This is a genomic window from Paenibacillus baimaensis, from assembly GCF_025567575.1.
Map to the genome: position 1 here is coordinate 136,667 of NZ_JAOQIO010000094.1, position 14,030 is coordinate 150,696.

Genomic DNA, 14,030 nt, shown 5'->3' on the forward strand with positions numbered 1-14,030 from the left:
GGTATCTAATAATGGGGGCTACAACAATTGGAGCAAAGTTTTGATCATACGAACAACGGCAGTGGAAATGCTGGTAAACCGAAGAGAAACAATCGTGGCACAAGCAATTCGAATACAAACCAACATCATTCAAAGAAGTCGGGTACGCATCCTCAATCCGCAAACAAATCTCAAGTCAAGACAAGCACAGCAAAGACCAAAGGCAGTGCCCGGGAGGCTGCGCTTGAGGTGCTGGTACGTACGGAACAGGATCGTTCCTACAGCAATCTGCTCCTGAATCAAATCTTACAGCAATATCATCTGGACAAGCAGGATGTTGGATTAACGACTGAAATCGTCTATGGTACCATACAACGGTTGAATACGATCGATTATTTTTTGAATCGTTTTGTTGCCAAAGGTCTCGCCAAGCTGGAGCCCTGGGTTCGAAGCTTGCTAAGGCTAAGCTTTTACCAAATGCTTTACCTGGATAGGGTACCAGATCATGCTATAGTGAACGAAGCAGTCAATTTGGCCAAAAAAAAGGGTCATACAGGTATTTCTGGCATGGTTAACGGGGTTTTACGGAATGTGATTCGTCAAAAAGAAACCTTACAGATTCCGGCCGATCTGCCTGCTGTAGAACGTATTGCTTTGACACACTCGCATCCGCAATGGATGGTTAAACGCTGGATGGATCAAATTGGTGAAGCCCGAACAGAATTGCTTTGTGAAGCCAATAACAAACCACCGCATGTCAGCATTCGCACGAATACGATGAAGCTGAGCCGGAATGAATTGATTATTATACTAAATGAATCGGGAGTGGATGCTGTTCCTTCCGAGCTTGCTGGCGATGGAATTTTGGTCAAAAACGGTGGTAACATGGCTTTGACGCCTTGGTTTGAAGCCGGACTGTTTTCCATTCAGGACGAGAGCTCCATGCTGGTAGCCGAAACGCTTCAGCCTAAGCCGGGCGAGAGAATTCTGGATTGCTGTGCAGCTCCTGGCGGCAAAACGGCTCATATAGCAGAAAAAATGGGCAACCATGGAGAAATATGGGCTTGCGATATTCACGAGCATAAAGAAAAGCTGATCCGTGATCAGGCGACACGGTTAGGATTAACTTCCGTGCATACGCTGGTTTCCGATGCCCGGGATTTGCCGCAGCATTGGGCCCAAGAAAGCTTTGATCGTATTTTGCTCGACGCGCCCTGCTCTGGACTAGGGGTAATCCGTCGTAAGCCGGAAATGAAGTGGAATAAGCGTGAACAGGATTTAGACGAGGTTTGCCTGATCCAGAAAGAGCTTTTGAATAGCATTCATCCTTTGCTAAAAGTCGGGGGCATACTCATTTACAGCACATGTACTTTGGAATATAACGAAAATGAAGGCCAGGTTCGGGAGTTTCTGGACAATCACCCTAATTTCGAGTGGGATCTGCCCAAACCGATCGAAATTTATCCTTATGAGCATTTATCGGATGGTTTTTTTATTGCAAGGCTCCGGAAACGAGCGTAAGTTCTGGAACTATGTTAAAATTAAAACTATGTGCCGTGTTTGTGTACTATAATCAAGCACGAATTAACCAAACAGGTCGTGATGATGGATGAAATTAATAGATCGAGATAAACAAGACGGAACCAAGCCTTATGTATATGATTTAAGTCTTGAGGAATGGCAAGAGTGGATTAAATTGAATGGTGAGCCTGGATTTCGTGCGGGACAAATTTTTGACTGGCTCTATGTGAAAAGAATTTCAAGCTTCGAAGAAATGTCCAATTTGCCGAAAACGCTGCGGGATAAACTCAGCCAGCATTTTGATTTTGTGACGATGACCGAGGTGGCCAAGTACGCATCAAAGGACGGAACTGTCAAATTTTTATTTGAGCTGTCTGACAAAAATGCCATCGAAACAGTCATCATGAAGCACAGCTACGGTAACAGTGTTTGTGTGACAACCCAAGTGGGCTGTCGCATCGGTTGTACCTTTTGTGCATCAACACTGACGGGATTAAAGCGGAATCTGACACCGGGTGAGATCATTGCTCAGGTTGTGAAATCCCAACAGCTGCTGGATGCAACGGGTGAACGGGTCAGTAGTATCGTTATTATGGGAATTGGCGAGCCATTTGAAAATTATGACGCCATGATGACATTTTTGAAGGTGATGATCCATCCCAAAGGCTTGAATATCGGTCAGCGGCACATTACCGTGTCAACGAGCGGTATCGTACCGAATATTTATCGATTTGCTGATGAGCAGACACAGGTAAATCTGGCGATTTCGATCCATGCACCCAACGATACGCTCCGCTCGAAGCTGATGCCGGTTAATCGGAGGTTCCCTTTTGCACAATTGATTGAAGCCTGTCAATATTATGTGGCCAAAACGGGACGGCGGATTACATTCGAATATGCCTTGATGGGTGGAGTCAATGATCAGCCAGAGCATGCAGAAGAACTCGCACAGGTGCTTAAGTCGTTTCCCATGGCTCACGTGAATTTAATTCCTGTCAACTTTGTAACGGAGCGTGATTATGTACGAACTCCGAGGGATGATATCTTTACGTTTCAACGTATTTTGGAACGAAACAAGGTCAACGCCACAATACGTAGAGAGCAAGGCAGCGATATCGCGGCGGCTTGCGGACAATTGCGGGCGAAGCATATGGAGTCAGGTGCGAGGTGAAGCGAAAGATGTTAAAAACAGCTGCTTTAACAGACGTTGGACGCGTTCGTTTGGTTAATGAGGACCGGGCGGTTGTTCAAGAGGATATAAATGGGGTTGCGCTTGCTATTTTGGCGGATGGTATGGGAGGACATCAGGCTGGTGATATTGCCAGTCAGATGGCTGTAGATATTATTCACCAGCACCTGCAGTCCTTAGCGGCTGAGGCGTCTGTACATGAACGCAAATCATGCCTTAAAGATGCTGTGGAGCTTGCTAACGAGAAAATTTTTGAGTTCGCCTCTCAACGAGAAAACTACCACGGCATGGGAACCACGGTTGTGGTAGCTATGGCTGACGAGGATACGGTTGTGATCGGGCACGTCGGCGACAGTCGAGTGTATCGGATTAACCAGAGTGGGATTGAACAGCTGACAGAGGACCATTCTTTGGTCAACGTTCTTGTGAAAAGCGGTCAGATTACACGGGAAGAAGCCGGACATCATCCGCGTCGAAACGTGTTAACGCGTGCACTTGGTACAGAATCGACGATTGAGATCGATATTCAGGACCTGAGCTGGCAGCATGGAGACACTTTGTTATTATGCAGCGACGGGCTTAGCAGCTTGATCAGCAGCGAGCAGATTGTAGCGCCCATCCAGCAGGAAGCAGGATCGTTGGAGGAAATTGCTCAGCAGCTTGTTAATGAAGCTTTGACAGCAGGCGGGGATGATAACATTACTGTGGTGCTTGTCAGTAATGAGTCCGATACCCAGAAAGCGGCAGATGATGTTAATGATGAAAAGAGGTGATGATGAATGAAGGGCAAGCAGCTGGGAGGCCGTTACGAAATTCTGGATCGCGTAGGCGGAGGCGGAATGGCCATCGTATACAAGGCTCTGGATATTTTGCTGCACCGGCACGTTGCCGTTAAAATACTCCGTCTGCAATATGTGCATGATGAGGAATTTATTGAAAGGTTCCGTCGGGAAGCACAAGCAGCGGCTTCATTATCACACTCGAATATCGTTAGTATTTATGATGTGGGACAAGAGGAAGAAATCCATTATATTGTGATGGAATACATTGAAGGTACAACGCTAAACGATTTGATCAAAGATAAAGCTCCGCTTCAGGTGGAGGAAGCGATTCGAATAGCCAGCCAAATTTGTGAAGCTCTTGAGCACGCCCATCATAATCAAATCATTCATCGTGATATCAAACCTCATAATATACTTATCGGCAAAAATGGCAGGGTGAAGGTTACGGATTTTGGAATCGCGCGAGCTGTTACCTCGTCTACCATCACACAAACAGGCTCTGTCATGGGCTCTGTTCATTATTTTTCCCCTGAGCATGCGAAGGGAACCTTTACAGGGGAACAATCAGACCTGTATTCACTTGGAATTGTCATGTATCAGATGTTGACTGGAAAGCTGCCTTTTATCGGAGAAAGTCCGATTAGCGTAGCCCTCAAGCATCTGCAGGAAAATGTAGAGGATCCACGCCTCGTTAATCCATTAATTCCGCAAAGTGTGGAAAACGTGATTTTACGTGCAGTGCGTAAAGATCCATCTGATCGTTATAGCTCAGCCAGTCAAATGCTTGAGGATCTGGAAAGCTGCTTGCTTCCGCATAGACGGAATGAAGCCAAGCTGATTTTCAAAGATATTGATGAGCTGGATGAGGAAAAAACAAGAGTGATACCAGCCATACGTCCGGGTCAATATGTACCCATGAATGAAGAAGATGATGATGAGGGCTATTCCAAGGCGGATTCTTCATACAATGAAAAAAAGAAACGAGTATGGGTCAAGCCTGTCATTTGGATAGTTGTCTTGATCGGATTATTGGGCGGTATGTGGTATATGGTGGGATATGTCAAGGCCAGTATGAAGGTTCAAGAGGTTATGGTGCCTAATGTAGTAGGCAAGCCTCTGGCAGAAGCCCAACAGATGCTAAAGGATGCTCAGTTGGATAATGATGTTATTAGGGAAGATTCCAAAGATGTTCCCAAAGATGTCGTTATCAGCCAAAGTTCCAGCAATATGAAAAAATTAATAAATAGCAAAATTACACTGCATGTAAGTAAAGGTATTGAATTGCAGAAGATGCCTAATCTGGTTAGCTCCAATTTAGCAGATGCCAAAACAGCTTTAATGGCAATGGGTATTAATCAAGAACGAATTGCCGTGGAGCAGCAATTTGAAGAAAAGGACCCTGGAACTGTACTACAGCAGACGCCGGTATCTAATGAACAGATCGATCCGCTGAAGGTAAATGTAAAACTGGTCATAAGCAAGGGCAAAGAAACGTTCAAGATGAAGGACCTGATCGGTTTAACCGAGGAGGCAGCAAGAGCCTGGATTACGGCTAACAAGCTGAAGCTGGCAGCCAGTAATGTGACGACGGAAGCGAGCTATAAACAGCCCAAAGGCAGAGTTGTCAGACAGTTCCCTTATGAGCATGATGAAGAGGTTTCTCCGGGTTCGGAGATCACCCAATTGATTATTTCCTCAGGTTTTCCTGAGAATGCGGGTCCTATGACCATTAAAATTCCGTATAAGCCAGCTGTCGAAGGGAAAGCGAGCACGATCAAGATTAATTTGACCGATGCCCAGTATGATGAATTTGATTACAAATCGATTCCTAATGTGACAAAGCCTTCAGAGGTTGAGGTCAAGCTGGTTGTTGCTCCTGATAAAAATGCGATTATTAAAGTTAGGCAGGATAATGAGCTCACTGATCTGATTACAGTTACTTACCAGGATTACCTGGCTCAGAAGAGCGGCAAGCCGTTTAGTCCGCCAGCGTCGGGATCAGCAGGCTCTTCTACACAGAATCCAACCGGAACTGGTAATACTACCAAGCCAACAACACCGCAAGCTCCAGGAACCGGTACCAGTACGCCAGACACGGGAGCAGGAGCGAAACCGGGTGGGAACACAACTCCAGCCAATCCTGGAACTCCAGCTCCCGGAGGTACCGGTGCAGGAACAGGGGCTGGAACTGGAACAACACCGACAACGGGGGGAACGCCTCCCGCTGCCCCGGCAGCCAATCCGGCAGCACCAACGAATGTCAAACCAAGTAATCCAACTAATACAGGGGGCTAAGATAGATGCCATCCGGCTTAATTATCAAGGCACTAAGTGGTTTTTATTATGTCCTTCCTGAAGATGAGCACAACATGGTATCGATTCAGTGTCGTGCCCGTGGTATTTTCAAAAAACGAGGCGAGTCCCCTCTTGTAGGGGACCGTGTCAAGTATGAGCTGACTGATAATGGAGAAGGCACTGTAGATGAGATTTTGCCGCGCATCTCGGAACTTGTACGTCCACCGATTGCCAATGTAGAGCTGGCTGTTCTTGTATTCGCTGTACAGGAGCCAGCTTTGAATTTGCAGCTGCTGGACAAATTTCTGGTGCATACCGAAAGCTCCGGTCTGCATACGATCATCTGCTTAACGAAGCAGGATTTGATTGAAGAAATTCCTTGTCCCGTTGTTTCTTTGGAAGAAGAAAGCTCGGTAAATCTGCTGGATGAAAAGGATATCCCGCAAACGATGCAAGAGGTCGTTCGTATGTATGAAGCGATTGGGTATCAGGTAGTGGTAACAAGCGCCAAGCTGGGAATAGGCATCGATACCGTTCTGGATCGCTTGGCAGGCCATATCAGCGTGTTTGCAGGCCAATCTGGTGTCGGCAAATCCTCATTGCTGAACGCTATGGTACCGGGGCTGCAGCTGGAAACGAATCAGATCAGTATGAAGCTTGGCAGAGGAAAGCATACAACTCGTCATGTGGAGCTGATTCGACTGCACAATGGAGGACTTGTCGCAGATACACCGGGCTTCAGCTCACTTGATTTTATGCAGGTGAAGGAAGCCGAGGATCTGAGTGACAGCTTTAAGGAATTCCGGCCCTACTCTGCACAATGCAAGTTTCGAGGCTGTGTGCATCTGCATGAGCCGGAATGTAAAGTGATTGAAGCCACACAAGCTGGGCATATCGCACCTTCGCGGTATAAACACTACTTGCATTTTTTAGGGGAAATTAAAGACAGAAAAAGGAGGTACTGATATGCTGATTATTGCACCATCCATATTATCCGCAGACTTTGCCCAATTGGGAGCCGAAATTGCTGATGTGGAAAAAGGGGGAGCAGATTGGATCCACGTTGATGTCATGGACGGGCATTTTGTCCCTAACATTACGATCGGACCCCTTATCGTGCAAGCGATCCGTCCACACACACAGCTTCCTCTCGATGTCCATTTGATGATCGAGAATCCGGATGCATATATTCCTGCTTTCGTCCAAGCGGGAGCAGATCACATATCCGTTCATGTAGAAGCCTGCAAGCATCTGCATCGGACTTTGAAATTTATAAAAGAACAGGGAATCAAAGCGGGTGTCGTGCTGAATCCGGCAACACCGCTATCTTCAATTGAGTATGTAATGAACGAGAGCCTGGATTATGTGCTGTTAATGACCGTTAATCCTGGTTTTGGCGGTCAACAATTTATTGAAGGAATGCTGCCGAAAATTTCCAAGCTGCGCGAAATGCTGAATGAGCGGGGGCTTCACCATGTCGATATTCAAGTGGATGGTGGTGTGAATGCTGAGACAGCGCGTCAGGTTGCGGCCGCTGGAGCCAATGTTCTTGTAGCGGGCAATGCCGTGTTTGGACATGCGGATCGTGCAGAAGCGATCAGGTTAATACGAGGCAGGGAGTGATCGTTCTTTGAAATTCCTGATCGTATTGATGTACAGTTTGCTGTGCGCGGTGCTGCTTAATCTTTTTTCGCAAATTCAGGACTTGCTTAAATATTTATTTTCTTTAGGTGCCTTGTATCTGGGTATTCAATTTTTCAAAAAGCATGATGAAAAATGGATGCGGATTACATTTGTCATATTGACGATTATTCTGTATTTTATTGCAGCGGTTGTTTATGCTTTTTATCGATACCTACAATATGGTGATGTTCCTGCTCCTAGTTAGACAAGACGGATTAGTTCAATGGTTTTGTCATAAATCGGCATGATGCCTCATAAACTGGTTACAAAAGTTACGGCTTTTGTGGCCTTTTTTTGTTTTATTTTGGACTTGGTTAAATGTTAGGCACTTTTTCCAAGCTGCGGAATATAATGGAGTATGATGAGCCATGTTCCTGGTCAAATGAGGAATGCAATGTCAGGAAAACGAACAATCGAGTGAGCTGAAGGAGGGGTAGAAGTGAAATTTTATACAATCAAGCTACCAAGGTTTTTGGGCGGTCTTGTAAAGGCTGTACTTCATACATTCAGCAAAAATTGATACATGGATGCGAATAGAAATCGTGGACGCCTCTGTACGAACACCAAAAAAAGCACCTGAGAGCAGGTGCTTTTTGTACGTGGAAGTGAAACTACACACGTGCGATTTTGCCGGATTTCAAAGCCCTTGTGCTAACATAAACACGCTTTGGTTTACCGTCCACAAGAATACGAACCTTTTGAACGTTAACACCCCAAGTACGTTTCGCCTTGTTATTCGCATGAGAAACGTGGTTGCCTGTTCCAGGTTTTTTGCCAGTAATGAAACATTTGCGGGACATTGTACTACACCTCCTTAAAAGCCTCGAAGACCCTTAAGTCTTGTCCTCGGAAGCGATCTCTCTATAAGCAAAGAGTATTCAAAAACATACTTGAATATCATATCACAGCACAATAAATGCCGTCAATGTCACAATGATGATTTTGTGTGGACAATTGGCGTATTTATTTATTTATTCATGTTATTATAGTAGAATGAGACAAGGATAACTTGTAAACCAAAGGGGCTGGGAAGATGACGATTGAACTGGATGCGGAATATGGAAAAATATATGTAGCAGATGAGGTCATCGCCATGTTGGCGGGTTCGGCTGCTTTGGAATGCTATGGACTTGTAGGTATGGCAACACGTAATCAATTAAAGGATGGAATTTCTGAAATACTCAGACGTGACAATTCGAGCAGAGGCGTTGTCGTTCATCGAAATGGTCAGGAAACACCCATCATCGATCTCTACATCATTGTCGGTTATGGTACAAAAATATCAGTGGTCGCCCAAAATGTACAAAGGAAAGTCAAATATATATTAAACGATGTTGTTGGACTAAAGGTAGACGTTGTGAACATCTATGTACAAGGAGTACGTGTAGCTCAGTAGCTTGAAAAGCGGTTATTGTTGGTGCTGAGCAGGGTACTTGTGGCAGAAGGAGGGAATCATTTGAGTAAGCGCTTAAATGTACTAAACGGAACGGATTTTATTCGAATGGTCGAAATGGGTGCTGAACAGCTCCGTCAAAATGCGGATAAGGTCAATGCGCTTAATGTATTTCCTGTACCTGATGGGGATACAGGAACGAATATGAATCTGACTTTTACATCCGGTGTTGAAGAGCTGCGCCGACGTCCTTCTTCTCATATCGGTAAAGCGGCAGAAGCTCTGGCGAAGGGGCTGTTGATGGGAGCCAGAGGCAACTCGGGAGTTATTTTATCACAGTTGTTTCGTGGGTTTGCCAAGTCTATCGCGAATATGGAAGAGGTCCATGTCGAGCAGCTGGCAGCCGCTTTTCAGCAAGGTGTAGATATGGCATATAAGGCCGTTGTAAAGCCGGTTGAGGGAACGATTCTGACCGTAGCGAAGGAAGCTGCCAAACAAGGTATACAGCATGTCAAACGGCCGTCGGACATTCAATCACTGATGAATGAAATTTACAATAGAGCAAGTGAGGCCCTGGCTCACACGCCAGAGCAATTACCTGTATTGAAGCAGGTTGGGGTTGTTGATGCCGGAGGGCAGGGACTGCTGTTTATTTATAATGGTTTTGTTCATGCATTGACAGATTCGGCTATAGACACAACTCACACCGTCGTTGGGCATACACCCAGCAGCGCGCGGTATTTAGCAGTGGCTCCAAGAGCTATTAGCAGTGCAAGCGTTACCGACAAGCAGCAGGGACATCATGAGCCAGTAAGCGCACAAGCCAAGCTTGCAACTGAGGACATCTTATTCGGTTATTGCACCGAATTCATGGTGACACTGAATACGCAAAAGGCGAAGGCTCGCCCGTTTGAGGAACATGATTTCCGTGAACGTCTTTCTGCATTCGGTGATTCACTTCTGGTCGTGTCCGATGATGACTTGGTCAGAGTCCATATTCATGCGGAATATCCAGGTACAGTGATGAATGCGGCAATGGAGTATGGCGAACTGAGTCGCATCAAGATCGAGAATATGCGTGATCAGCATTCACATATTTTGATGGAGGAATTGGAGCAGGCACAGCATAACCATCATGAAGCCTCGGCATCAGTCCTTTCTCAGCAAGTTCTAAAGGAAGCGGTGAAGCTGCAGCCTTATGGTTTCATGGCAATATCAGCGGGAGCAGGAATAAGTGGAATTTTTAAAAGTTTAGGTGCGGATCAGGTGATTCATGGTGGCCAGTCGATGAATCCAAGTACTGAGGATATCGTTAAGGCTGTAAACCAGATTGATGCACAGACCGTCTTTGTATTGCCGAACAACTCTAATATTTTACTGGCTGCAGAGCAAGCCGTCCAACTGGTAGAAGGAAAAAATCTTGTCGTTATTCCAACCCGTACCATTCCACAAGGCATAGCGGCTATGATTGCTTTTCAGGAAAATGAGGAGCCTGAGGTTAATATTAATCTTATGCAGCAGGCAGCAGAGCAGGTTGAATCGGGAGCTGTCACTTATGCAGTTCGTGATACGACATTGGATGGTCTGGACATTAAGCAGGGAGATTATATCGGGCTCCATAATAGCACAATTATTACGGCAGATGAAAATTTACTCACAGCCTGCAGGGCGTTAATCGACAGCTTGCTTGTCAATGGCGGTGAAGTGGTTACGATCTATACCGGGGAAGAAGCGAACGAACAGCAGAGCCAACAGCTGGTACAGTACATCGAACAAACCTACAGTGACGTGGAAGTGGAAATTCATCGGGGTGGCCAGCCTGTTTATTTCTATATCATATCTGCAGAATAAGCATTGTTTTAATATGAAATTGCACAGAATGGGGGATATCGATTGAGACAGGTTCGCATCGTTACGGACAGCACTTCGGATATTCCGGCAGAGTTGCAGCACACACTTGACATACACGTGGTTCCTTTGAAAGTTCATTTTGGAGCTGACACCTATCAGGATGGTGTGGATATGAGATCTGAGGCTTTTTTTGAGAAGCTGGTTGCTTCCCATGTACTGCCCACCACCTCTCAACCGTCTCCGGTAGAATTTCTCGAAACCTTCAAAAGGCTGGCGAAGGAGTCGGACGCACCGATCCTTTCCTTTCATTTGTCATCGGCATTAAGTGGTACGTATCAATCGGCTATTCTGGCCCAAAACATGCTGGAGGTGCCGGTGGATGTAACTGTGATTGACTCCAAATTGTGTTCTTACGGATTCGGCATGCACGTTGTGGCAGCAGCAGAGGCAGCAAGAGAAGGCAAGAGCAAGGATGAGATTATACAGCTCGTAGATAGAATGAGGAAAGAAATGAAGCTTTATTTTCTGGTTGATACACTGGAGTACCTGCAAAAGGGTGGTCGTATCGGAAAAGCTGCTGCACTACTCGGTTCTTTATTGAATATCAAGCCGATTTTGTCAATGAATGCAGATGGTGAGGTGTATTCTGTGGACAAGGTCCGTGGTCATAAAAAAGCATTGGCAAGAATCGTCGAGCTGCTGAAGCGAGATTTTGGTGATCGACCTCTGCAAATCGGAATTGCAGATGCAAATAGTAAAGCAGGAGCGGAAGAATTCAGCTTGATGATGGAACAGCACTTTAATGTGAAGCATCAGCAGCTTACGCAAATTGGTCCTGTTGTCGGCACACATACCGGTCCGGGAACCGTAGCTGTGTTCGTCTGCCCGGTTTAATATGAAGCTGAATGTGTATGAAATTCCAGTTAAACAGGTACAGGGAGTCAGAGGGAAAAAGCCTGAAGAGTTATTGGCGCTTGGCATAACAACGGTGGGGGAGCTTCTCGACTATTACCCATTTCGATATGAAGATTATACGCTTCGTGACCTCACGGAGGTGAAGGATGGCGACCGGATTACCGTCCAGGGTACAATCGTCGGAATACCGCAGGTGCAGATGTATGGTCGGATCAAGTCCCGTCTTACTTGTAAAATTGTTGTTGACCCTTTATTTATTACAGCTGTCTGGTTTAACCGCCATTTTATGAAAGACCAGCTGGTAGCGGGAACCGAGGTTGTACTGACCGGGAAGTGGGATCAGAAAAGATTGCATCTTACCGTATCCGAGTCTGAATTTCCCGGTAAAGGATCCTCACAGACGGGTACGCTGCAGCCTGTCTATTCGATTGCAGGACCTATTACGCAAAAGTGGATGCGCAAGACCACCAGACAGGCACTGGAGCAGTATGGTGATCTTCTGATTGAAGTACTGCCACAGGAGCTGCTGGACCGCTATGAGCTGATGTCCCGTAAGCAGGCGGTTTCGCTGCTGCATATGCCAGGCTCAGTTCAAGAGGGAGTGCGAGCACGTAAACGGATGGTTTACGAGGAGCTGTTTTTATTTCAGCTGAAGATGCAGGCATACCGAGCCTTGAATCATGAAAGAGCAGATGGCGTAGCCCATCCTCTGGATTTGCCGGAGGTACGCGCTTTTGTCAGGGCATTGCCGTTTGTACTCACCGATTCACAAAAGAATGTACTGGCAGAAATCCTGCACGATTTACAGCAGTCGTTCTGTATGAGCCGGCTGCTTCAGGGAGATGTAGGTGCTGGGAAAACCGTTGTAGCCGCTACAGCGCTGTTTGCTGTCGTCAAGGCTGGTTATCAGGGAGCGCTCATGGTCCCGACAGAAATCCTGGCAGAGCAGCACAAACGTTCTTTGGACCGCTTATTTGAACCTTATGGGATTCAGGTCGGTCTATTGACCGGAAGTGTTTCGGACAAAAAACGGCGTGATCTCTTGGCATCCCTGCAAATGGGCCTGATCGATATAGTCGTGGGGACACATGCATTGATTCAGGAGGATGTGTACTTCCGCAGTCTCGGTCTTGTCGTTACGGACGAGCAGCATCGGTTTGGTGTCAATCAACGGAGTATACTGCGACGCAAGGGCATGAATCCCGATGTACTGACGATGACAGCAACTCCAATTCCACGGACGCTGGCGATTACGGCATTTGGCGATATGGATGTGTCGACATTACGCGAGCTTCCGAAGGGTCGTAAGCCCATCAAGACGTATTCGGTTACCCATGATATGCTGGAAAGAGTGCTCGGTTTCATTCGCCGTGAGGTATCGGAAGGGCGGCAAGCTTATATAATCTGTCCATTAATTGAGGAATCTGAAAAGCTGGATGTGCAGAATGCCATTGATGTTCATGCGCAGCTGCAATTTGCTTTTCCCGATTATCAGGTTGGTTTATTGCATGGTCGTATGCCCGCAGCTGATAAGGATGGGGTTATGCGAGAGTTTAGCGCCAATCGACTTCAGGTGCTCGTGTCGACTACAGTTATCGAGGTTGGTGTAGACGTCCCTAATGCGACACTGATGATCGTATACGATGCGCACCGTTTTGGACTTTCCCAACTGCATCAGCTGCGTGGTCGTGTCGGACGTGGAGAGCACCAGTCTTACTGCGTACTCATCGCTGATCCCAAGAATGAGATCGGGAAGCAGCGAATGAAGGCGATGACAGATACGAATGATGGATTTGAAATCGCCCGCCGCGATCTCGAGCTTCGTGGTCCCGGAGATTTTTTTGGCACGAAGCAGAGCGGTTTGCCCGACTTTCGACTTGCGGATATGGTGGCTGATTTTGAAACGATGGAGCAGGCTCGCGATGATGCAGCCGAGCTTGTAAAACGGCCCGATTTTTGGACGGGTGCATCCTACAGTATATTGCGTGAATTTTTACGTCGCGAACACATATTTGACAGCGAACTATTGGATTGATGCTTAACTTATTTTAAAAGCACATATTCGTTTCCTCCGACATAGACTTACTATGGGTTCTATTTTCTCGGTCGGAGGTGTTCGCAGGAATGAGCTATCAAAAATATGGATTTGAGCCGGCTTTTGTAGAACGTGTAAAGCTGAAAATGAAAAATCCTGACACCAAGGAACGAATCAAAATGATGCTGCAAGGAGTAACCAAATATGATCTGCAGGATCGCTCCAAGGTGAGGCGATTTGTTGGTATGCTATCCAAGGTACTAGGCGAGAAATTGACAGACAAGCAGACAGAGAATATGATCAGCTTTGTGATTGCACAAAAGATTGACCCGAACAGTACTTTTCATTTAATTAAGCTGTGGAGTATGTTCCGTTAATAAGGTGTTC

14 protein-coding genes are annotated in these 14,030 nt (G+C 46.3%); 13 read left to right on the forward strand and 1 reads right to left on the reverse strand.

Annotation, left to right across the window (positions count from 1 at the left end):
• Positions 1 to 27: 27 nt before the first annotated feature.
• From rsmB to spoVM, 8 genes are all read left to right on the forward strand, one after another.
• On the forward strand, positions 28 to 1,500 hold the full coding sequence (gene rsmB / locus OB236_RS24255; RefSeq protein WP_262686282.1) for a 16S rRNA (cytosine(967)-C(5))-methyltransferase RsmB: 1,473 nt from the start codon (positions 28 to 30) through the stop codon (positions 1,498 to 1,500).
• Between the two features lie 88 nt (positions 1,501 to 1,588).
• Entirely contained in the window at positions 1,589 to 2,671 is a 1,083-nt protein-coding gene (rlmN, locus tag OB236_RS24260) for a 23S rRNA (adenine(2503)-C(2))-methyltransferase RlmN (RefSeq protein WP_262686283.1), read from the forward strand.
• 8 nt (positions 2,672 to 2,679) lie between these two features.
• Entirely contained in the window at positions 2,680 to 3,462 is a 783-nt protein-coding gene (locus OB236_RS24265) for a Stp1/IreP family PP2C-type Ser/Thr phosphatase (RefSeq protein ID WP_076232594.1), read from the forward strand.
• Positions 3,463 to 3,468: 6 nt separating this feature from the next.
• Positions 3,469 to 5,766 carry a Stk1 family PASTA domain-containing Ser/Thr kinase gene (pknB, locus tag OB236_RS24270; protein WP_262686284.1) on the forward strand — a complete coding sequence of 766 codons (2,298 nt, stop codon included), beginning with the start codon at positions 3,469 to 3,471 and terminating at the stop codon, positions 5,764 to 5,766.
• A 5-nt stretch (positions 5,767 to 5,771) separates the two neighbouring features.
• Positions 5,772 to 6,731, forward strand: a complete 960-nt coding sequence (gene rsgA, locus OB236_RS24275; protein WP_262686285.1) for a ribosome small subunit-dependent GTPase A — start codon at positions 5,772 to 5,774, stop codon at positions 6,729 to 6,731.
• A 1-nt stretch (position 6,732) separates the two neighbouring features.
• Positions 6,733 to 7,389 carry a ribulose-phosphate 3-epimerase gene (rpe, locus tag OB236_RS24280; protein ID WP_262686286.1) on the forward strand — a complete coding sequence of 219 codons (657 nt, stop codon included), beginning with the start codon at positions 6,733 to 6,735 and terminating at the stop codon, positions 7,387 to 7,389.
• A 7-nt stretch (positions 7,390 to 7,396) separates the two neighbouring features.
• Entirely contained in the window at positions 7,397 to 7,654 is a 258-nt protein-coding gene (locus tag OB236_RS24285) for a hypothetical protein (protein ID WP_076232604.1), read from the forward strand.
• A gap of 234 nt (positions 7,655 to 7,888) precedes the next feature.
• Positions 7,889 to 7,969, forward strand: coding sequence for a stage V sporulation protein SpoVM (gene spoVM, locus OB236_RS24290; protein WP_076232607.1), 81 nt, complete (start codon positions 7,889 to 7,891; stop codon positions 7,967 to 7,969).
• Positions 7,970 to 8,060: 91 nt separating this feature from the next.
• Here the strand turns inward: spoVM and rpmB are convergent, their stop codons facing one another.
• Positions 8,061 to 8,249: a 50S ribosomal protein L28 gene (gene rpmB / locus OB236_RS24295; RefSeq protein WP_076232610.1), complete on the reverse strand. Its 189-nt coding sequence runs from the start codon at positions 8,247 to 8,249 to the stop codon at positions 8,061 to 8,063.
• A 233-nt stretch (positions 8,250 to 8,482) separates the two neighbouring features.
• Here rpmB and OB236_RS24300 point away from each other — a divergent pair, with 233 nt between their 5' ends.
• The 5 genes from OB236_RS24300 to OB236_RS24320 all read left to right on the forward strand — a co-directional run bounded on the left by OB236_RS24300 (position 8,483) and on the right by OB236_RS24320 (position 14,020).
• A complete protein-coding gene (locus OB236_RS24300) occupies positions 8,483 to 8,845 on the forward strand; it encodes an Asp23/Gls24 family envelope stress response protein (protein ID WP_262686287.1) in 363 nt (120 codons plus the stop codon).
• Between the two features lie 60 nt (positions 8,846 to 8,905).
• Entirely contained in the window at positions 8,906 to 10,693 is a 1,788-nt protein-coding gene (locus tag OB236_RS24305; protein ID WP_262686288.1) for a DAK2 domain-containing protein, read from the forward strand.
• A 42-nt stretch (positions 10,694 to 10,735) separates the two neighbouring features.
• Positions 10,736 to 11,587: a DegV family protein gene (locus OB236_RS24310; protein ID WP_262686289.1), complete on the forward strand. Its 852-nt coding sequence runs from the start codon at positions 10,736 to 10,738 to the stop codon at positions 11,585 to 11,587.
• A 1-nt stretch (position 11,588) separates the two neighbouring features.
• The gene (gene recG / locus OB236_RS24315) at positions 11,589 to 13,643 is read left to right on the forward strand and encodes an ATP-dependent DNA helicase RecG (protein WP_262686290.1); all 2,055 of its coding nucleotides are present in this window, start codon (positions 11,589 to 11,591) and stop codon (positions 13,641 to 13,643) included.
• Positions 13,644 to 13,732: 89 nt separating this feature from the next.
• Positions 13,733 to 14,020 (forward strand): stage VI sporulation protein F, encoded by a 288-nt coding sequence (locus OB236_RS24320; RefSeq protein WP_076232620.1) that lies wholly within the window; start codon positions 13,733 to 13,735, stop codon positions 14,018 to 14,020.
• The last annotated feature ends 10 nt before the right edge of the window (positions 14,021 to 14,030 follow it).

Bases quoted from the DNA above. Each gene is read 5' to 3' on its own strand.
- rlmN (WP_262686283.1), top strand. From the start codon at position 1,589: ATGAAATTAATAGATCGAGATAAACAAGACGGAACCAAGCCTTATGTA.
- OB236_RS24265 (WP_076232594.1), top strand. From the start codon at position 2,680: ATGTTAAAAACAGCTGCTTTAACAGACGTTGGACGCGTTCGTTTGGTT.
- pknB (WP_262686284.1), top strand. From the start codon at position 3,469: ATGAAGGGCAAGCAGCTGGGAGGCCGTTACGAAATTCTGGATCGCGTA.
- rsgA (WP_262686285.1), top strand. From the start codon at position 5,772: ATGCCATCCGGCTTAATTATCAAGGCACTAAGTGGTTTTTATTATGTC.
- rpe (WP_262686286.1), top strand. From the start codon at position 6,733: ATGCTGATTATTGCACCATCCATATTATCCGCAGACTTTGCCCAATTG.
- rpmB (WP_076232610.1), bottom strand. From the start codon at position 8,249: ATGTCCCGCAAATGTTTCATTACTGGCAAAAAACCTGGAACAGGCAAC.
- OB236_RS24300 (WP_262686287.1), top strand. From the start codon at position 8,483: ATGACGATTGAACTGGATGCGGAATATGGAAAAATATATGTAGCAGAT.
- recG (WP_262686290.1), top strand. From the start codon at position 11,589: ATGAAGCTGAATGTGTATGAAATTCCAGTTAAACAGGTACAGGGAGTC.
- OB236_RS24320 (WP_076232620.1), top strand. From the start codon at position 13,733: ATGAGCTATCAAAAATATGGATTTGAGCCGGCTTTTGTAGAACGTGTA.